This is a genomic window from Variovorax sp. GW821-FHT09D05, from assembly GCF_059416325.1.
In genome coordinates, this window is record NZ_JBWKOZ010000008.1 from 146,393 (window position 1) to 165,534 (window position 19,142).

General features: G+C 66.6%; 21 protein-coding genes. 13 read left to right on the forward strand and 8 right to left on the reverse strand.

Annotated elements, in window-relative coordinates; all coding sequences use genetic code 11:
• Window positions 1-141: 141 nt before the first annotated feature.
• A complete protein-coding gene (locus tag AC07O3_RS22250; protein WP_440532619.1) occupies window positions 142-1,293 on the reverse strand; it encodes a slipin family protein in 1,152 nt (383 codons plus the stop codon).
• Between the two features lie 150 nt (window positions 1,294-1,443).
• Between AC07O3_RS22250 and AC07O3_RS22255 the strand changes: the two genes are divergently transcribed.
• From AC07O3_RS22255 to AC07O3_RS22285, 7 genes are all read left to right on the forward strand, one after another.
• Window positions 1,444-1,878, forward strand: coding sequence for a hypothetical protein (locus AC07O3_RS22255; protein ID WP_258352998.1), 435 nt, complete (start codon window positions 1,444-1,446; stop codon window positions 1,876-1,878).
• Window positions 1,879-1,985: 107 nt separating this feature from the next.
• The gene (gene rtcR, locus AC07O3_RS22260; RefSeq protein ID WP_495340360.1) at window positions 1,986-3,590 is read left to right on the forward strand and encodes an RNA repair transcriptional activator RtcR; all 1,605 of its coding nucleotides are present in this window, start codon (window positions 1,986-1,988) and stop codon (window positions 3,588-3,590) included.
• 16 nt (window positions 3,591-3,606) lie between these two features.
• The gene (locus tag AC07O3_RS22265) at window positions 3,607-4,467 is read left to right on the forward strand and encodes a 2'-5' RNA ligase family protein (protein WP_495340361.1); all 861 of its coding nucleotides are present in this window, start codon (window positions 3,607-3,609) and stop codon (window positions 4,465-4,467) included.
• Between the two features lie 4 nt (window positions 4,468-4,471).
• Complete coding sequence (locus tag AC07O3_RS22270) at window positions 4,472-5,047, forward strand: 3'-5' exonuclease family protein (protein ID WP_093057580.1); 576 nt, start codon at window positions 4,472-4,474, stop codon at window positions 5,045-5,047.
• Complete coding sequence (locus AC07O3_RS22275) at window positions 5,044-5,904, forward strand: alpha/beta hydrolase (protein ID WP_093079626.1); 861 nt, start codon at window positions 5,044-5,046, stop codon at window positions 5,902-5,904. Before AC07O3_RS22270 ends, AC07O3_RS22275 begins: the two co-directional genes overlap by 4 nt.
• Before the next feature lie 8 nt (window positions 5,905-5,912).
• Window positions 5,913-6,863: a bifunctional Delta(1)-pyrroline-2-carboxylate/Delta(1)-piperideine-2-carboxylate reductase gene (gene lhpI, locus AC07O3_RS22280; protein ID WP_495340362.1), complete on the forward strand. Its 951-nt coding sequence runs from the start codon at window positions 5,913-5,915 to the stop codon at window positions 6,861-6,863.
• A 140-nt stretch (window positions 6,864-7,003) separates the two neighbouring features.
• Window positions 7,004-7,234, forward strand: a complete 231-nt coding sequence (locus AC07O3_RS22285) for a hypothetical protein (RefSeq protein ID WP_093057578.1) — start codon at window positions 7,004-7,006, stop codon at window positions 7,232-7,234.
• 4 nt (window positions 7,235-7,238) lie between these two features.
• On the opposite strand, the gene AC07O3_RS22290 is transcribed toward AC07O3_RS22285, so the two are convergent.
• Window positions 7,239-7,841: a TetR/AcrR family transcriptional regulator gene (locus AC07O3_RS22290; protein WP_495340363.1), complete on the reverse strand. Its 603-nt coding sequence runs from the start codon at window positions 7,839-7,841 to the stop codon at window positions 7,239-7,241.
• A 124-nt stretch (window positions 7,842-7,965) separates the two neighbouring features.
• On the opposite strand from AC07O3_RS22290, the gene AC07O3_RS22295 reads away from it, so the two are divergent.
• Complete coding sequence (locus tag AC07O3_RS22295) at window positions 7,966-8,481, forward strand: DinB family protein (RefSeq protein ID WP_495340364.1); 516 nt, start codon at window positions 7,966-7,968, stop codon at window positions 8,479-8,481.
• 22 nt (window positions 8,482-8,503) lie between these two features.
• Here the strand turns inward: AC07O3_RS22295 and AC07O3_RS22300 are convergent, their stop codons facing one another.
• Window positions 8,504-8,920, reverse strand: coding sequence for a hypothetical protein (locus AC07O3_RS22300; RefSeq protein ID WP_495340365.1), 417 nt, complete (start codon window positions 8,918-8,920; stop codon window positions 8,504-8,506).
• 336 nt (window positions 8,921-9,256) lie between these two features.
• Here AC07O3_RS22300 and AC07O3_RS22305 point away from each other — a divergent pair, with 336 nt between their 5' ends.
• The gene (locus tag AC07O3_RS22305) at window positions 9,257-9,835 is read left to right on the forward strand and encodes a DJ-1/PfpI family protein (protein WP_354338016.1); all 579 of its coding nucleotides are present in this window, start codon (window positions 9,257-9,259) and stop codon (window positions 9,833-9,835) included.
• A gap of 82 nt (window positions 9,836-9,917) precedes the next feature.
• Entirely contained in the window at window positions 9,918-10,340 is a 423-nt protein-coding gene (locus AC07O3_RS22310) for a ribbon-helix-helix domain-containing protein (RefSeq protein WP_354338014.1), read from the forward strand.
• 40 nt (window positions 10,341-10,380) lie between these two features.
• Here the strand turns inward: AC07O3_RS22310 and AC07O3_RS22315 are convergent, their stop codons facing one another.
• Entirely contained in the window at window positions 10,381-12,060 is a 1,680-nt protein-coding gene (locus AC07O3_RS22315) for an InlB B-repeat-containing protein (protein ID WP_495340366.1), read from the reverse strand.
• Between the two features lie 204 nt (window positions 12,061-12,264).
• Here AC07O3_RS22315 and AC07O3_RS22320 point away from each other — a divergent pair, with 204 nt between their 5' ends.
• From AC07O3_RS22320 to AC07O3_RS22330, 3 genes are all read left to right on the forward strand, one after another.
• Window positions 12,265-12,666 (forward strand): hypothetical protein, encoded by a 402-nt coding sequence (locus tag AC07O3_RS22320; RefSeq protein WP_093079644.1) that lies wholly within the window; start codon window positions 12,265-12,267, stop codon window positions 12,664-12,666.
• Window positions 12,667-12,767: 101 nt separating this feature from the next.
• Complete coding sequence (locus AC07O3_RS22325; RefSeq protein WP_093079647.1) at window positions 12,768-13,376, forward strand: response regulator transcription factor; 609 nt, start codon at window positions 12,768-12,770, stop codon at window positions 13,374-13,376.
• The gene (locus AC07O3_RS22330) at window positions 13,373-15,229 is read left to right on the forward strand and encodes a sensor histidine kinase (RefSeq protein ID WP_495340367.1); all 1,857 of its coding nucleotides are present in this window, start codon (window positions 13,373-13,375) and stop codon (window positions 15,227-15,229) included. The genes AC07O3_RS22325 and AC07O3_RS22330 overlap by 4 nt, the downstream gene beginning before the upstream one ends.
• An 81-nt stretch (window positions 15,230-15,310) precedes the next feature.
• Here the strand turns inward: AC07O3_RS22330 and AC07O3_RS22335 are convergent, their stop codons facing one another.
• The 4 genes from AC07O3_RS22335 to AC07O3_RS22350 form a co-directional block, all read right to left on the reverse strand.
• Window positions 15,311-16,315 (reverse strand): Bug family tripartite tricarboxylate transporter substrate binding protein, encoded by a 1,005-nt coding sequence (locus tag AC07O3_RS22335; RefSeq protein WP_097198037.1) that lies wholly within the window; start codon window positions 16,313-16,315, stop codon window positions 15,311-15,313.
• A gap of 130 nt (window positions 16,316-16,445) precedes the next feature.
• On the reverse strand, window positions 16,446-17,651 hold the full coding sequence (gene pcaF / locus AC07O3_RS22340) for a 3-oxoadipyl-CoA thiolase (RefSeq protein ID WP_093057572.1): 1,206 nt from the start codon (window positions 17,649-17,651) through the stop codon (window positions 16,446-16,448).
• A 32-nt stretch (window positions 17,652-17,683) separates the two neighbouring features.
• On the reverse strand, window positions 17,684-18,325 hold the full coding sequence (locus AC07O3_RS22345) for a 3-oxoacid CoA-transferase subunit B (RefSeq protein ID WP_093057571.1): 642 nt from the start codon (window positions 18,323-18,325) through the stop codon (window positions 17,684-17,686).
• A gap of 60 nt (window positions 18,326-18,385) precedes the next feature.
• Window positions 18,386-19,087: a 3-oxoacid CoA-transferase subunit A gene (locus AC07O3_RS22350; protein ID WP_093057570.1), complete on the reverse strand. Its 702-nt coding sequence runs from the start codon at window positions 19,085-19,087 to the stop codon at window positions 18,386-18,388.
• Window positions 19,088-19,142 lie beyond the last annotated feature (55 nt).

A 19,142-nucleotide genomic window follows, 5' to 3' on the forward strand; every position in this document is an offset into this window, starting at 1 on the left:
CAGCACCTGCATCCTCAACCTTGCTCGTCAACCGACTTTCCCGCCGTACCTGGTCTTACCCAGGCTGCCGGCAATATCAACATTTTTGGCAGTGGCGCTCCCTTCTGTGCCTGCGTGCCCGTATCTCTCTCTGCCTATCGCTCAGGAACCGCTTGGCCGAAGCGTCACCAGCCCGTTGAGCACCTGGTCCAAGCCGCCGATCACGGAGATCTTGTCGATCCGCTCGGCCACCCGCTCCAGCGTTTCGAGTTCCTTCATTCGCAACGCGACGGGGTTGCCCTCCATCACCTTGGCGGTGTTCAGCAGCGAGCGCGTGGCCGCGGTTTCCTCACGGCGACGGATCACGTTGGCCTGGGCCGACTTCTCGGCCTCCACCACCTGGGCGAGGATGGTCTTCATCTCGCCGGGCAGGATGATGTCCTTCACGCCCACGCTCTCCAGCGCAATGCCAGTACCTTCCAGCCGCTCACGCACCTGCGCCAGCACCGTCTGGTCGATGGCTGCCTTGTTCTCCAGCAATGCGTCGAGCGTCTGCTCGCCGACGGCTGCACGCAGCCCGAACTGCAGCTCGCGGTACACATGCTCGGCAGGCTTCGGCATCTGCGCCATCGCCTGCCGCACATCGGTGAAGCGCCACACTGCCGACATGTTCAAGCGCAGGCCCACCTTGTCGCGGGTCAGGATCTCCTGGCCGCTCACTTCGGCAATCTGCGCACGCAGGTCCACACAGGACACGGCCACTTGACGGTTGAAGCGCCAGAAACCGTGGTTACCCGGCGGCAGCAGCTCCTGCATCTGGCCCTGCAGCGTCAACACGCCGACATGGAACTCGGGCACCTGGACCAGCAACACACCGTCGAGGCCAGCCACCGCACGCGGACGCAGGGCCACGCTCTGCAGCTTCGAAACCAGCTCAGCCGGCAGACGCGCATCGTCGGCCACGTCGATCACGTCGACGCGCTGCTCACGCAGACCGCGCCAGTACAGCTTGCGCGTGGCAGGCGGCAGGATCTGCACCAGCACGCCGTCTTCCAGGCGCAGGCCGACTTCGGCCTCACCAAGCGACACGTGCACAAACTCACGCTCGACCAGTTCGGGCTCGCGCGCCAGGAAGTAATCGGCCAGCTCGTGCTCGAACGCCGGCTGGGCGAGCGCGAAGCGCTCCAGTTCGATGCGGTCGAAACGCGAGAACACCCAGTGCTTGCCCGCGCCGAGCAGTTGCTCGAAATCGCCATTGCGCAGCAGCAGCGCGCGTTCGTTCTTCTTGATCGTGATTCGGTTGAAACCCAGCATTTTTTCTACTCCCACTCGTTGTTCAGTTCGGTTATTCGTTTCGTTCAGTCACTCAATCCAGGCCCTCGAAAGGGCAGGCGGCGGGCACTGCGGTAGCCAAGGCCTGACGTGCAGCGGTCGCGCGGTTCGGTAGGTGCCTCCCGTCGTCGCATGTGCAACGCCGTCACTTCCCTCGCCGTCGATGGCTGCACGCAGTTCCTTGCCACACACGCGGTGCGCAAGCCGCCTGCGCTTGGCACGGTGTCGCGCGCCGCAAGGCATTTGCATGCCCTGCGCCATCGCTCCGGTGTGCCGGGGCGGAGGGGCTTTCGCCCCCATCAGATGGCGGTGCAAGCACCGCCGGGTTTTTCGCGGGAATCGAACCCGCAACGCCATGTGGTCAACACGGTGCTCAACCATGAGCAAAACTGGAACAAGCCCAGTTGCCAGCCAGTTCAGCTGCGGCATACGGCAAACCCAAGGACAGACCTGGCTTGCTGCACCGGGCCGCTTTCATGCGGCACCTGCGAGCGGTTGAACTGCATCCTGACGGGTGATCTATTGCAGCCAGCGTGCCAGCTTGGCGCTGTTGCGGGCCGGCGTTGAACAAGTTGTTGATATGAAAGGAGAAATTCTTTTCTCAGCGCCATTGCTCGCGATATCAAGCTAGATAGAATTCACATTCATTTATAAATTCAGCTAGTTTTATATCTATGAAGCCAATCGTCGTCATCGGCTTCCTCGGCACCCAGCTCGATGCCGGCCAGGGCGCGGGCCGCTGGAACAAGTGGCGCCCCACCGTCTCGCTCGCGCAGCACGAGGACATGGTCGTCTCGCGCATGGAGCTGCTCTACACGCTGCGGCACAAGGCGCTCGCGGAAGTGGTCAAGGCCGACATCGCCGCCGTGTCTCCCGAGACCACCGTCAACCTCGTGCCGCTCGACCTTGCGGACCCGTGGGATTTCGGCGAGGTCTACACGCGCCTGTACGACTGGGCGCGCAGCTACAGCTTCGACACCGAGCGCGAGCAGTACTGGACGCACATCACCACCGGCACGCACGTTGCACAGATCTGCATGTTCCTGCTGTCGGAATCGCGCGTGGTGCCCGGCGTGCTGGCACAGACTTCGCCGCCCAGGAAGCAGCGCGAAGGCGAGGCCGGCAAGTGCACGCTGATCGACCTCGACCTGTCGCGCTACGACGTGATCGCGCGGCGCTTCGATGCAGAGCAGCGCGATGCGGTCGCGTTCCTGAAGAGCGGCATCGCCACGCGCAACGCACGCTTCAATGCGCTGATCGACGAAATCGAACGCGTGGCCGTGCGATCGCGCGCGCCGATCCTGCTGATCGGGCCGACGGGCGCTGGCAAGTCCTTCCTGGCGCGGCGCATGTTCGAGCTGAAGCAGGCGCGGCACCAGATGACGGGGCCATTCGTGGAAGTGAACTGCGCGACGCTGCGAGGGGACGGGGCGGCGTCCACGCTGTTCGGGCACAAGAAGGGCTCCTTCACCGGAGCGGCAAGTGATCGTGCGGGCCTGCTGCGCACTGCGCACCAGGGCGCACTCTTCCTCGACGAGATCGGCGAACTCGGGCTCGACGAGCAGGCAATGCTGCTGAAGGCGATCGAAGAGAAGCGCTTCTTTCCAGTGGGCGCAGACAAGGAAGTGGAGAGCGATTTCCAGCTCATCGCCGGCACCAACCGCGACCTGCGCAGCGACGTAGCCGAAGGCCGATTCCGCGAGGACCTGTTCGCACGGATCAACCTCTGGACCTACGACCTGCCGGGCCTCGCGCAGCGCCCCGAGGACATCGAGCCCAACGTCGATCACCTGCTGGCCATTCACGCAACGGAGAACCATCGCGTGGTGCGCTTCAACGCCGAGGCACGCGCTGCCTACCTGCGCTTTGCACAGAGCGGCGAGGCGATCTGGAGCGGCAACTTCCGCGACCTGTCGGCGAGCGTGACGCGGCTGGCGACACTGGCCGATGGCGGGCGCATTCCAGTGGCACTGGTAGAGGCGGAGATTGCGCGGCTGCGGTGGCTGTGGAAGCACCAGGGGCCGTCGGCAGTCGCGGGCGGCGACGTCGATCTCGATGCGCTGCTCGGCGAAGAGCGCGCAGCAGCGCTCGACCTGTTCGACCGCCTGCAGCTCGAAGCGGTGGTGCGCGTCTGCCGGCAATCGCGCAGCCTGTCCGATGCGGGCCGCCAGCTCTTCCAGGCCTCGCGCGCGCAACGCAGCGTGGTGAACGATGCGGACAGGCTGCGCAAGTACCTCGTCAAGCACGGGCTCGACTGGGGCCAGATCGCCAACGCCTGAGCTATCCTCCGCCGCGATGGCCATCTCCGCATTCGCCGTGAAAGTCCCCGCTGCCGAGGCTCTTGTCGGGGACCTGCGCCGCCGCTACGACGCGACTGTCGCACTCGGCGTGCCGGCGCACATCACAGTGCTCGTGCCTTTCATGGACCCTGCACTGATCACACCCGAAGTGCTGGAGCGTGCGCAGCGGGTTCTGAACAAGACGCCGTCGTTTGACTTTTCCCTGGCCAAGGTCGGACGCTTCCCCGAAACCGCCTACCTCGCACCGGAGCCGGCCGCGCCCTTCATCGAAATGACGATGGCGCTCGTGGAAGCCTTCCCTAATTTCCCGCCGTACGGCGGCGAACACCAAGGCGTCATTCCGCATCTGACGGTGGCGCACGGCAACGCGCTCGACGCGGATGCGGCAGCCGCCGAACTGCAGATTCGCCTCCTCGCATCTGGCGCCGTGCATGCGACCTGCACCGAAGTCACGCTGATCGAAAACTCGTCCGGGCGCTGGCAAGACATGCATGTCTTCCAGCTGCCCCAAGCCTCCACCCGATTCATGCGCAACGTCCTCTTCATCTGCAGCCGCAACCAGTGGCGCAGCCCGACCGCGGAACAACTCTGGCGCCGGCACCCGCTGATTTCCGCACGCTCCGCCGGCACGAGCCCGAACGCGCGGCACAAGGTGTCCGTCGACGACGTCGAATGGGCCGACGTGATCCTCGTGATGGAAGAAAAACACAAGTCACGCCTGGTGGCCGAGTTCACGCGGATGCTGGAAGGCAAGCCGATCCATGTGCTCGACATTCCCGATGAATACAAATACATGGACCCCGAGCTGATAGAAGAACTTCAACGCTCGGTCGGATCCATCCTCGAAATCGATTGAACCCATGTCAGAAATCTACATAAGCACAGACGTCGAATCCGACGGCCCCATCCCGGGCCCGAACTCGATGCTCAGCTTCGGCTCGGCCGCCTACACGGCCGACAAGCAACTCGTCTCCACCTTCAGCGCCAACCTGCACACCCTGCCCGGCGCCGAGGCCGACCCCAAGACCGCTGCCTGGTGGAAGACCCAGCCCGAGGCCTGGGCCGCATGCCGCACCGATCTGCAGGACCCAGCCCACGCGATGAAGAACTACGTGAGCTGGCTCAAGGGCCTGCCCGCGCGGCCGGTGTTCGTCGCCTACCCGGCGGGCTTCGACTTTCTTTTTGTTTACTGGTACCTGATGCGCTTTGCGGGCGAGAGTCCGTTCAGCCACTCGGCGCTCGACGTCAAGTCGTTCGCCATGGCGATGCTCAAGCTCGACTACCGCGACAGCACCAAGCGCGCCATGCCGCGCCGCTGGTTCGACAAGCTGCCGCACACGCACGTCGCGCTGGACGACGCCATCGAGCAAGGTGCCCTCTTCTGCAACATGCTCGCGGAGAACCGCGCGGCCACCGCAGGCAGCAAGCAGACATGACGAACAGCGCGGTCCGCCGGTGGTGCAAGAAGCTGGCGCTGTGCGCGCTGCCGCTCATGCTGACGGGCTGCGTGCAGTCGATGTTCTATTACCCCGACAGCGTGGCCTATGAAACGCCTGACGTTCTGGGCCTGCGCTACGAGAGCGTGCAATTCACCAGCGCAGACGGCACGCGCCTGAGCGGCTGGTTCCTGCCCGCGGAGAATCGCCGGAACCCGAAGGAAGCCAAGGGCACGGTGGTGCACTTCCATGGCAACGCGCAGAACATGAGCACGCACTGGCGCTTCGCGGCCTGGCTGCCGAAGCAGGACTACAACGTGTTCGTGTTCGACTACCGCGGCTACGGCCAGTCTGAAGGCAAGCCGGAGCCCAAGGGCGTGTTCGAGGATTCCAACGCCGCGCTGAACTACGTGCGCTCGCGCAGCGATGTCGATGCGCAGCGGCTGTTCGTCTTCGGGCAGAGCCTGGGCGGCACCAATGCCATTGCGGTGGTCGGTGCGGGTAACCGGGCGGGCGTGAGGGCGGCGGCCATCGAGTCGACTTTCTATTCCTACTCATCGATTGCCAACGACAAGCTGTGGGGCGCAGGCATGCTGGTGAGCGACGAGTACGCGGCGTCGAAGTACGTGGCGGCCGTGTCGCCCATTCCGCTGCTGCTGATCCATGGCACGGCCGACCAGGTGATTTCGCCCACGCATTCGAGGCGCCTGCTGGCCGATGCGCGCGAGCCCAAGCGGCTGATCGAAGTGCCGGGCGCCAGTCACCTCGAACCGATGACGGCCCTGCGGTACGGCGCCGCCTATCGCAAGGCGCTGACCGCGTTCTTCGAATCCGCGCAGCATCCGCTGCAGCAATGACGACAGCCATGAAGCATTTCGACGAAGCCGCCACCCGCGCACCGCTGAGCTTCGAGCGGCTGGTGCCTGCGCTGCACGCGGCCTTCGCGGCCGGGGCCCAGGTTCCGCCGCGCCATGTGCACGGCATCGAGACCGCGGGAAGCGACGGCAGCAGCAAAGGCACCGTGCTCATCATGCCGGCGTGGAGCGACGCGGGTTTCCTGGGCATCAAGACCATCAACATCTTTCCCGGCAACAGCGCGCGCGGCCTGCCCGGGCTGCATGCGACCTATGTGCTGTACGACGCGCACACCGGCGTGCCGCTGGCGATGATGGACGGCAACGAGATCACCGCACGCCGCACGGCCGCGGCGTCGGCACTTGGGGCCTCGTTTCTGGCACGGCAGGACGCGCATCGGCTGCTGGTGCTGGGCACCGGCCGCATCGCTCGCATGCTGCCGGCCGCGCACGCGAGCGTGCGGCCCATCGACGAACTGTGGGTGTGGAACCACCGGGCCGAAGGCGCCGAAGCTTTGGCCGCGCAGTGGCGCGCCGAGGGCTGGAACGCGCGGGCAACCACCGACCTGGAAGCAGGCGTGCGCCGGGCCGACATCGTGAGCTGCGCCACGCTGGCCACCGCGCCGCTGGTGCGCGGCGAATGGCTGGCGCCGGGCTCACACCTGGACCTGATCGGCAGCTTCACACCCGCGATGCGCGAGGCCGACGTGCAGTGCTTTGCAGGCGCACAAACCTTCGTGGACACGGAAGAGGCGCTGCAGAAATCCGGCGATCTGCTCGACGCGATGGCCGCCGGCACGCTGCGTGCGGAAGAGGTCCGGGGTACGCTGGCCACGCTGTGCCGCGCGGAGCATCCGGGTCGCTCGGCCGCCGGAGAACGCACCGTGTTCAAGGCCGTCGGCAGTGCCCTGGAAGACCTGACTGCCGCCACCCTCGTGTGGCAATCGAGAGACACGACCTAAGCCTTATGGCCTAGTTTCTGGCCGCCAAAGCCTCTTGAGGGCGGGTTTTTCCTACATCTGGATACGTCGTGTGGCCAATAGCGCACATGCTGCATCGCGGATATCGTGCTCCTCACACCATCGACTGGGGGGACCACGTCATGCTCAGCACCGACCACAAAGCCAACATCCTCCACAAGGCCGGATACGCCGTGCCGGCCAAGCCGGGAAGTGCCGACAGCATCTACCAGACGGCCCAGTGCTGGGAGAAAGCGATCGACACGCTCTACGTGTCGTACTCCGCCAGCCGGGCCGCCAAGAGCCTGCGGGATGCGGAGGAAGCGCGCATGCTGGCCTTGCTGCAATTGCGCTCGACCAAGGCCTACGCCTGAGCGTTCACGCTGCCTGCTGGCGGTCGCGCAGGTAGGCAAGGATCAACCTGACAAGTTCGCTTCTGAGCGCGGGCAAGCCCAGGTCGCCACGATGCGCCGCCGCGTGGACGACCCCTTCGACGGCGGATGAGAGCACGCGGGCGGCCGTCTCGTCGTCACCAGCGGCACCGTTCGCGCCCGCGCTCGCGGCGATCAGCGCCCGATAGCGTCGCTGGTATTCCGCCTCGAACTCCGCATAGCTCGACCGCGCCACGAGCGGCACCTCGTCGAGCAGAACCCGGTGCAGCGCCTCGTCGACCGAATGGGCGGCAATGACACCGTCGGCAAACCGCGCCGCCCGCTGGTCGAGCGGGATGGTCTCGTTGTCGTCCCCGGCGCCGGACAACGCCACGAGCACCTCGTCGAGATGACGCTGGCGGATCGCTTCGGCAATCGCCAGCTTGTTCGGGAAGTACTGGTAGAGCGAGCCGACGCTCACGCCCGCGACGGCCGCAATCTCGTTGGTCGTGAACCGCGCCCATCCGCGGCGCGCCAGAACGCGAGTTGCGGCTTCGACGATCACGTCCACCGTGACGCGCGAACGCTGCTGGCGCGGCGCTTTGCGCATGGTCCTGCGCGGCGGGGGAATGCGAGTACCCAAGTTCGAGGCTCCACTCAAGAATAGGACCGCACGCTGGCGGCCATCCGATGAAACGCGAGGCGTGCATTTCATGCTTCAAAGGGAGATTGTGATGAGTACGCAGACGCTTCTGACTTCGCTGTTCCAGTACAAGGCCTGGGCCGACGAGGGGCTGCTCGCGGGTTTGGCCGACCTGGCCAGGCAAGGCCCGCTCGACGAATACCGCATGGCGCTTCGCGTCTTCAACCACGCCTGCATCGTCGACCGCATCTTCGTCGCGAATGTCCAGCGCATGACGCATGCCTACACCGCGACGGGTGCGCAAGAGCCGCCGCTGCTGCAAGCGTTGGCCGAGTCAGTGAAGGAAACCGATCGCTGGTATATCGACTACGTCGCGCGCCTGAACCCTCAGGAGCTCGAGGAAAGCATCGAGTTCACGTTCACCGACGGAGCCCCGGGGCGGATGTCGCGCGAGGAGATGCTGGCCCACGTGGCGACCCATGCGGGCTATCACCGGGGCGAAGTCGGCCGCATCCTGACCCGGCTCACGGGCTCGTCGCCGCCCGACACCTTCACCGGCTATCTGCATCAGGCCGAGCCCACGCGCCGCGCGCGGAGCAGTGCGTAGCGGCGGCGCTTTCGGAGCTTGCTTACTTGCTCTGTGCCGACTGCAGCACGGGGTTCTGCATGGTCGAGATGACCCGGCTGTTGACGCGCGAGCCGCCGGTCACGTTCTGGTCGGGCGCCGCGGCGGTGGCCATGGCTTCCTGGTAGACCTGAGCCGGGTCGCGGCTGGACGTGAACGGATCGGCGCCACGCGAGCCGCGCGTCACGTTCTGGTTGGGCGCGCTGGCGGTTTCGACGGCTTGCTTGTACACGGCTTCGGGATCGGCCACGGACTTGAACGGATCGGCACCGCGCGAGCCGCGCGTGACGTTCTGGTCCGGCGCATGAGCGGCGGCGATGGCTTCGGCTTCGACGGCTTCGCGAGTGCGTTGCTGGGCATTGGCGGAAGCGACTGCAAGCACGGTGAGCGCAGCAGCGAGGGCGAGTTGGGTGGTCTTCATGATTCGGCCTTTTCTGTAAGTTGTCTGTCTGTCCGGATGAGGTCGACCCGGAGATGCGGGAAAACCCTGAGCGAGACTATTCAGGCGAAAAGGCAGGTCAATGACGACCCTGTGGCGCGGAACGGCTCTTTGGGGCGCCCTGCAATCTTTGCGAACTTCTGTTAACTGCACCAGCGCCTTCCCTCAACCAGGCGTGCGCGCGACGCTCATCTGAGGCCGGTGCAGCGGAGTCACAGCCGGCTGCTACCCGCTGGGCACTCCCCCTTCGAATAATGCGGCGACGGCAGGCGCCCCGGCGCCAAGCCGCATTCCAACCTCATTCGAAGGAGACAAGAGATGGCTCGCAAGATCCTGATGCTCTGCGGCGACTACGCCGAAGACTACGAAACCATGGTGCCCTTCCAGACGCTGCTCGCCGTGGGCCACACGGTGCATGCCGTGGCGCCGGACAAGAAGGCCGGCGACTGGATTCACACCGCCATCCACGACTTCGAGGGCGCACAGACCTACAGCGAGAAACCGGGCCACCGCTTCACGCTGAACGCCAACTTCGCCGACGTTCGCCCCGAGGCTTACGACGCCCTCGTCATTCCCGGTGGCCGCGCGCCCGAATACCTGCGCATGCACAGCCGCGTGGTCGAGATCGCGCGGCACTTCCTGGCCACCGACAAGCCGCTGGCGGCGGTGTGCCACGGCGCGCAGTTGCTCGCGGCCACGGGCCTGCTGAAGGGCCGCAAGGTGTCGGCCTACCCGGCCTGCCAGGTCGAGGTGGAACTGGCGGGCGCCGAGTACATGGGCATTCCGGTCGATCAGGCCGTGACCGATCGCAACCTGGTCACCGCGCCTGCATGGCCGGCGCACCCGGCATGGCTCTCGCAGTTCCTGATGGTGCTGGGCACGCGCATCGAGCACTGAGCCGCCGGCTCGCTTCGGCAGATGGGCGGCGCTACAGTGCGTGCGTCGCCCAACCACCCCACGCCCCTCAAGGAGACGGCCCATGTGCGAAGTCTTCATCAGTGCAGACCCACAGAGCTACGACGCGCGCACGCGCTCGGTGCGGCTGCACGGCGTCGTCACCAGCATCCGGCTCGAGAACCTGTTCTGGCAGGTGCTCGAAGAAATTGCGCAACGCGACGGCATGGTCGTGGTGCAGCTCATCGAGCGGCTCTACGACGAGCTGGTGGCTGCGCGCGGCGAAGTCGGTAACTTCGCGTCGTTCCTGCGGGTGAGCGCCTTGCGCTACGAAGCGCTGCTGGCGCAGGGGCGGATTCCGGCCGATACCTCGGTGGCCATTCGCTCGCTCGATGCGGAAACCGTGCTGCATGAGCTGCCGCAGGGGTGGGGAAGATCGACGCCTGCGCAGCCGCAAGACGAGACGCGCGTGCGCACGCTCCACGTGGCCGCGCGGCGGCGGGCTTAGTCGCCGCCCCGGCCCGCGACTGCACACAGCAGCGCGAGGCCTATCTGCCAGAACCGTACTGGCGGATGTAGATGCGCGTTCCCGCAGCCGGGTCAAACTGTTGCCAGGCCAGGACCGCGTTCCCCAGTTCGTTCATGCCGATGTCGGGCGTCTGGGCCGCTTCATCGCTGCTTTCCTGCAGCGCCTGCGCGCCCCAAGCTCCGGCCAGCGTGTGGCGGGCTGCATAGAGGTCACCGGTCCCCGCGCCGTTGGCCTGGGTCCACGCTGCCAGCGCATTCGTCGCGTCATCCACGCCCAGCGCGGGCAGGCTCGTCAGCGCCTGTGAAGCTGCCGGCCGGACCACGGTGTCCGCACCGAATGCCGCGCCCGGCGCCGCCGTTGCGGCCATGAGCGCGTTGTCCAGCCGCCCCCAGCTCACCACGGCCGCACCGGCCGCGTTCATGCGCAGCACGGGTGTGCTCAGCAAGGCCTGCGTCGACATGAACGGCGCGCCCACGCGTGCGGTGTCGCCCTGCCAGGCGCCTCCCGAGAACCGCTTGAACCACACGGCACTCTCCCATTGGTTGCCGCCGCCGGGCAGGTCGACCTGGCCCCAGGCCAGCAGCGCATTGCCGCCGGCATCGATTGCCAGATCGTGCGCGCCGATCGACTGCGCGGTGCCGGCGTCCGGCACGAGTTCAGCCGCCGCGGCCCAGGCGCCGCCCGCATCGGCGCGATTGGTCCAGAGCGAGGCGCTGCTGCCGGTGGAGCGCTTCCACACGGCCAACGATTCGCCCGAGCCCGCCACCACGACCGCCGGGTCGCCGTCCACGGTGCCCACAACCTCGTCGGTCTCGATCAGCGCGGCCGTGCCCCAGCCACCCGCCGGCGTGTAGCGGTTGGCATAGATACTGAAGCGGGTGGCGGGACCGATCTGCGACCACACGGCGACGGCATTGCCGTTGGCGTCGATGCCCGCGCTCGCGAAGCCGACCGTGCCGGTGCCGGTCTCCAGCAGCGCCGGCGTGCCCCAGCCGGTCGATGGATCGACTTGCAGCGCCCACAGGTCATAGCCCGTTACCGAGCTCAACTGCGTCCACACCACGACGGCACGGCCGCTCGGCTTGTCGATGGCGACACGGACGTCGCGCACCGCACCGTTGTTGGCCTCGAGGCGCTGCGGCGTGCTCCAGCCGCCGCCGGGTTGGTAGAGGCTGCCCCACAGCCTGTCCGTCAGCGAATTGACCTCGAGTTGACGCCACACGACCAGCGCGCGCCCTTGCGCATCGACCCCCACCTTCGGCAAGCTGGCTCCGGCGGCGGACAGCGTGACCGCATCGCCCCAGCCGACCACCGGCGGTGCGGCGACGAACGCGGCCGTGACGGTGAGCGCGGCGTCCACGCGCACGGTGCAGGTGCCGGCATTGCTGCTGCACGCGCCGCCCCAACTGCCGAGCACCTGCCCCGCCGCCGGCGTGGCCGTGAGCGTGACCTGCGTGCCCGATGCGAAGTCCGCGCCGCAGCTGTCGGCGCAGTCGATGCCCGCAGGCTGCGACGCGACACGACCGGCGCCGGTGATGCTCACGTCCATCCGATGCGTCACCGCGACGGGCGGCGGAAAGCCGATGGGTGGAAGCAAGCCGCCACCGGCCCCTCCTGCGCCGCCGCCCCCGCAGGCCGTCAACAGGGCCAGGCTCCACACACAAGCCATCCATCGCCTGCAGGCGCTCTTCTTCGTCATAACTGCCATTCCTCGTTAGCTGACACCGGGGCCCGGCGCCTTCTGTGCTCGTTCAAGAGGGTCGGATCGTAGGAAGGAGGTTCGGCGCGGGCCATAGCACCATCGGGCACCTGCCCGATGGTGCTGTTTCCCGGAGGGCAGTGTTTGGCTAGGCTGGGGGTTCCAGTGCGGGTTCGCTCGCATCCCTGAACTTCCCGGCGTTGCATGACACCTTCACCCACCTCCCTCTTCTTCGTGCTTCTCGCTGCCACCGTCCTCGTGGGTGGGTGCGCATCGCATGCCGTGACCGACGACGCCATCGTCACCAACACCTCGCGTGCGTTGGGCCTGCCGCCCTCTGCGTTCACCATCTCGAACCGGGCCGACAGCGGCGTGCAAACGACCTTCCTGGCCAAGACCGACGGCGGCCGCACGTACAACTGCTACGTGGAAGGGTCAGTGTCGGTGGTGGGCCGGGTGGTCAGCGACGCCATCTGCCAGGAGATGCGCCAGAGCGATGCGCCCGCGTCCGCGCGTCGTTCCAATGCCAGGCCGGCGACCGGCACCGCACCAGCACCCGCTCCTGCCTGCAACGCGCTGCTGCGCGCCGCCGGTCGTTGCAACTGAGAACTGAGGCGCGGGCTCGCGCCACACCCACCGGTGTGGACAATGGCACCCTACGAGGAGATGGCGTGGCCTGCCGGGCTCGCGCCGAGGATCACGGCACCATGAAACTCCTGCTTGTCGACGATCACCCGCTGTTCGGTGTCGGCTTTGCGCATGCGCTGACTCACGCGCGGCCCGACTTCGAGGTGGAGACCGCCCTGTCGCTGGGGCAGGGCGTGGAACGCGCCTCGCAGTGCCCGCCGGACATCGTGCTGATCGACTACCGCCTGGGCGGCGAGGACGGCCTCGAAGGGCTGCGCCTGTTCGGCGCCCGGCACCCCCTCGTGTCCCGCCTGATGATCTCGGGCGACGAAGAACCGGCACTCGCCGCGCGCGCACGTGCCGCAGGCGCGGCCGGCTTCATCGGAAAGTCGCAGTCGGTGGCGCGCATCGCCGCCGCGCTGGACGAAGTGGCGGCGGGCGGCGAGGCTTTTGATGTGCTGCAGCCGCGCGCCGGCCTGCCTGCTTCCAACCTGACGCCGCGGCAGCTCGAAGTGCTGCTGCTGGTCGCCCAAGGCCGGCAGAACAAGCAGATCGCCGCCGAGCTGAACATCGCGGAACGCACGGTCAAGCTCCACATCACGGCCCTGCTCGACACCATGGACGCGCGCAACCGCACCCACCTGCTGGTGCAGGCGCGGCGCGCGGGGCTGATGCTGAATTTGCGATGAGGCCGCAGCCCTCCACTTCCGACTCTTTTTCTCCCGCGCAAACGCCGCGCGCACGCGGCTTCATCGCCTCGCGCCTGTCCTTCTCGGATCTTCAGTTCCAGCAACTGGAGCAGATGATCCGCTCCACGCCCTGGGCGTGGATCCTGGCCGCCGCCGCGGGGTTTCTGTGCTACCTCGAATACAAGGACGGCGTGGACGGCCAGCGCGTGAAGGCATGGTTCGCCGTCTACTGCGTCATCGTCGCCGCGCGCATGGGCATCTGGCTGGCTTGGGCGTTGCGGCCGGGGCTTCGCGCGAACCTGCCGACGATGGTGCTGCCCATCATGGCCACCAACCAGCTCATGGCCTTCTCGTTCGGTGTGCTGTGCGTGCTGCTGCAAAGCGACGGGCCGGCGCAGGCCGAGGCCATTCTTCACATCACCATGGTCACGGTCTCGCTGGGCGGAGCGATCCGGCTCTCCACGATGGGCCGAGCGGCCACCGTCTATGTGGTGCTCATTCTTGGGCCGCTGGTATTGCGCGACATCTGGTTCGGCGGCAGCTATCACGTGGCCATGGCCTCGATCGTGTCGCTCATCGGCGTCTACACGTTGCTCAGCGCCAGGGAGCTGTCCTCAGCGCTTCACGAGATCCAGGCGCAGCGCCGGCGCAATGCCGAACTGGTGATTGCTCTGAGTGCCGAAAACGAGCGCAGCAGCTCGGCCCGGCGAACAGCCGAAGAGGCCGTGGCCGCGCGCATGCGCTTCTTCGCCTCGGCCAACCACGATCTTCGGCAACCGCTCAATGCGATGGCATTGCTGGCGCAGACCGTGCACACCGTCAGCACCGAGCACCGCGTGAAGGAGATGTCGGAGCAGTTGGTGGCCTGCGCCGACGGCATGACCGACGTGGTGGACGACCTGCTCGACATCACGCGCGCCGACGCCGGATCGCTCAGCCCGCAGTGGTCGACCTTTGCCATCGACGAACTGCTGGGCGACTGCTGCCGGCCGCACCAGGCGGTGGCCATCGCGAAGGGGCTGTGCTTCGAAATCTCCGCCGGCCATGTGGCCGTGCGCAGCGACCGGGCCTTGCTGGCCAGGGTGGTCACCAACCTGCTGGCGAATGCCATCCGCTACACGCGCGAGGGACAGGTGCGCATCAGCAGCCAAAAAATCGACGGCGACCGGTTGAAGCTGACCATCGAGGACACGGGCATCGGCATTTCTTCCGAGCATCTGCCGCACGTTTTCGAGGAGTTCTACCAGGTCGACAATCCGGCGCGCGACCGGCGGCTGGGCTACGGCCTGGGGCTGCCCACCGTCAAGCGGCTGAGCGAACTGCTGGACCTTCGGGTGACTGCCCGCTCGGTACAGGGGCAAGGCAGCGTGTTCGAACTTCATCTCCCCTTGGCCGATGCCACCATGAGCGAACAGAGGGAGGATGTCGAGCGACCCGCCGCATCGTCATCGGCCACCCCATTGGCGGTGCGAATACTGGTGGTCGACGATGACCCGAGCTCGTTGCAGGCGCTTGACGGGCTGCTCGCTTCATGGGGAATGGACGTCCGGTCCGCAAGCGATGTCGGGGGCGCACTGGACGTGCTCCACGCCGGCTTCAGGCCCCACGCGCTGGTGGTGGACTTGCGACTGGGGCCGCAAGTGAGCGGCATCCAGGCCATCGAGGATCTGCGGTCAGCACTGAACGAGGCCGAACTGCCCGCGTTGATCGTCACCGGCGATGTGGGAGGTGACTATCTGGATGCGGCGCGCGCGGCGGGGCTGCCAGTCATCGTGAAGCCGGTGCGGCCCTCCCAGCTCCGGGCGTTTCTGGGTCACATTCAGGCACTCGGTCGGCAAGGCGTTGCCGAGTGATGCCGCAAACAAAAGCGGCCCCGGCGCTTTCGCGGGGGCCGCATGGCGGTCAGATCGGCGCAGGCTGCCTGCGCAACCCGATCAATCCAGCGAAACGTTCGCCTTGCGGATCACGTCGGTGAACCGCTTCGTCTCGCTCGCCACGAACTCGTCGAACTGCGGCCGCGTGGTCGGGAACGGCTCGTAGCCGAAGCTCTTGAACTTCTCCAGCACGTCGGGCTCGGCCAGGCCCTTCTCGATGTCGCGCTTGATCTTCTCTGTGACCGATGCGGGCAGGCCCTTGGGCACCGCGATCGCGTTCCAGCCGATGACCTCGAAGCCCTTCGGACCACCTGACTCGGACACCGTCGGCACGTCGGGGAAGGCGGCCACGCGTTGCGGCGCGGCAGCCGCCAGGAAGCGCAGCTTGTTCGCGCGCTGCAGCGGGCCGGCGGTGGCGCTGCTGCCCAAAGCAAATGCCAGCTCACCAGTTGCCACGGACGTGTACAGCTGCGTGGTCTCCTTGTAGATCACGTGTTCCATCTGCGTGCCGGTGGCCGACTCGAAGAGCTCGGAGCCCAGGTGCACCGGGTTGCCGACCGACCACGAACCGTAGTCGAGCTTGCCGGGGTTGGCCTTGGCGTCGGCGATCAGGTCGCCCACGGTCTTGTACTTGCTGTTGGTGGCAACGGTGAAGAAGAAGTAGGTCTTGAACAGCGGCAGCAGCGCGTCGAAGTCCTTGGCCGAGTCGTAGGGCAGCTTCTTGAACAGCGCGGGGTACGCGGCCAGGTGCACGTTGTCGAGCACGATGATGTCGTGGCCGTCCTTGGCGCCGCGCTTGAAGGCGTCGATGGCGATGAAGCCGTTGCCACCCGGGCGGTTCTCGACCACCACGGGCTGGCCCCAGGCACGCGATAGCTTGTCGGCCACGAGGCGCGCCACGCCGTCGGGGCCGCCGCCCACGGGAAACGGCGTGATGATGCGCACGGGCTTGCTGGGAAAGGCCTGCTGCGCCGGTGCCGTTGCAGGCAGCAGGGCTGCAGTTGCCAGCGCAAGCGCGGCCAGGCCGGCGCTGCGGCGCGTTGTCTTCGACGTGTGGTTCTTCATCCTCTGATCCATTTCTCTCTGTCCTCTTGGGTTAAAAAAATGCCATCGGGCCGCTATGCCTGCGGCTTCCGATGGCCTTGTCTTCTTGCTTCTCTGGTTATCTTTTTGTCGTCGCGTGTTCGTTCAGCGGTCAGACGCGTTCGAGAATCACCGCAATGCCCTGCCCCACGCCGATGCACATCGTGCACAGCGCGTAGCGGCCGCCGCCCTTGTGCAGCTGGTTGACTGCGGTGGTGGCCAGGCGAGCACCGCTGGCGCCCAGCGGATGGCCCAGCGCAATGGCGCCGCCGTTGATGTTGACGCGGGCGTCGTCGTCCTTCAGGCCCAGCAGGCGCAGCACGGCAAGGCCTTGCGCGGCAAAGGCTTCGTTCAGTTCGATGACGTCGATCTGGTCGATGGTGAGGCCGGTGAGCGCCAGCACCTTCTGCGTGGCGGGCGCGGGGCCGATGCCCATCACGCGCGGCGCGACGCCGGCGGTGGCCATGCCGACCACGCGGGCGCGGGGGGTGAGACCGTGCTTGGCGGCGCTGGCTTCGTCGGCCAGCAGCAGCGCGCAGGCACCGTCGTTCACGCCACTGGCGTTGCCTGCGGTCACGGTGCCGTCGGGGCGCACAACGCCCTTGAGCTTGGCGAGCGATTCCAGGCTGGTCTCACGCGGATGCTCGTCCTTGTTGACGATGATCGCGTCGCCCTTCTTCTGCGGCACGCTCACGGGCACGATCTCGGCGTCGAAGAAGCCGGACTTCTGCGAGGCCACGGCGCGCAGCTGCGAGTTCAGCGCCATCAGGTCTTGTGCTTCGCGCTCGATCTTGTAGTCGGTGGCCACGTTCTCGGCCGTCTCGGGCATGGAGTCGACGCCGTACTGCGCCTTCATGAGCTTGTTGACGAAGCGCCAGCCGATGGTGGTGTCGTACACGGCGTTGTTGCGGCTGAAGGCGCTCTCGGCCTTGGGCATGACGAAGGGGGCGCGGCTCATGCTCTCGACGCCGCCGGCGATCATCAAACCGGCTTCGCCTGCGCGGATGGCGCGCGCCGCGGTGCCCACGGCGTCGAGGCCCGAGCCGCACAGCCGGTTGATGGTGCCGCCGCCGATTTCGAGCGGCAGGCCCGCCAGCAGCGCCGACATGCGCGCGACGTTGCGGTTGTCTTCGCCAGCCTGGTTGGCGCAGCCATAGAGCACGTCGCTCACGGCCTGCCAATCGACGTTCTTGTTGCGTTCCATCAGCGCCTTGAGCGGCACGGCGCCCAGGTCGTCGGTGCGCACGCTGCTGAGCGAACCGCCGTAGCGGCCGAAGGGAGTGCGAACGGCGTCGCAGATGAAGGCTTGGTTGGTCATGAGCTGTCTCTCTTTGATTGCTTGAAAAAAGATCAGGCTGCGATCGGGAGTCCGACGAGCTTTTCGAGTTCTTCGCGGCTGAGGCCATCGACGAGGTCGACCAGCTTCAGGCCCTGCGGCGTGCATTCAAGCGTGGCGAGGTCGGAGTACACGCGCTTGACGCAGGCGATGCCGGTCAGCGGATAGGTGCATTCCTTCACCAGCTTGCTCACGCCCTGCTTGGTCAGCAGATCCATCATGACCCACGTCTGCTTGGCGCCGATGGCGAGGTCCATCGCGCCGCCGACTGCGGGAATGGCGTCTTTCTCGCCGGTGTGCCAGTTGGCGAGGTCGCCAGTGGCAGACACCTGGAACGCGCCGAGCACGCAGATGTCGAGATGGCCGCCGCGCATCATCGCGAAGCTGTCGGAGTGGTGGAAGAACGAGCCGCCCGGCAGCAGCGTGACGGGCTGCTTGCCGGCGTTGATGAGGTCGTAGTCTTCTTCGCCGGCTTCAGGCGCGGGGCCCATGCCGAGGATGCCGTTTTCGCTCTGCAGGATGACCTCGCGGCCCTTGGGTAGGTGGTTGGCCACCAGCGTGGGCTGGCCGATGCCGAGGTTGACGACGGCGCCGTCGAAGATGTCCTGCGCCACGCGGGCGGCCAATTGGTCCTTGGTGCGACGTTGGTAAGTCATGAGAATTAGATTCCTCCGCGCTTTCGCGCTACGGTTTTCGCTTTGGGGCGGCCCGGCAGCTCAAGCTGCCTTCTTGAAGCCGCCGGCCTGCGTGGCGACGCGTTCGATGCGCACCACCTGGTGCACGAAGATGCCCGGGGTGACGATGGTTTCGGGGTCGAGGGTGCCGAGTTCTGCGATGTCGTGCACGGTGGCGATGGTCTTCTTCGATGCCATGGCCATCACCGGGCCGAAGTTGCGTGCGGCCTTGCGGTAGACCAGGTTGCCCCAGCGGTCGCCGCGCTCGGCCTTGATGAGCGCCACGTCGCCGTGGATGGGGTACTCGAGCACGTACTGCTTGCCGTCGATCTCGCGAGTCTCGCGGTTGCCGGCCAGTTGCGTGCCGTAGCCGGTCGGGCAGAAGAAGGCGCCGATGCCTGCGCCCGCCGCACGGATGCGTTCGGCGAGATTGCCCTGGGGCACGAGCTCGAGCTCGAGCTTGCCGCTGCGGTAGAGCCCGTCGAACACCTGGCTGTCGGCCTGGCGCGGGAAGCTGCAGATGATCTTGCGCACGCGGCCGGCCTTCAGCAGCGCCGCGAGGCCGGTCTCGCCGTTGCCTGCGTTGTTGTTGACGACGGTGAGGTCCTTGGCGCCCTGTTCGACGAGGCCCTCGATGAGTTCGTTGGGAATGCCGGCGGTGCCGAAGCCGCCGATGAGAACCGTGGCGCCGTCTGGGATGCCTGCCAGGGCATCGGCGACCGAGCGCGCGATCTTGTTGATCATGAAGCCTGTCTCCGGGAGTGAAGAAAAGAAAGCGAGGAAGCGAACCGCCTGAACA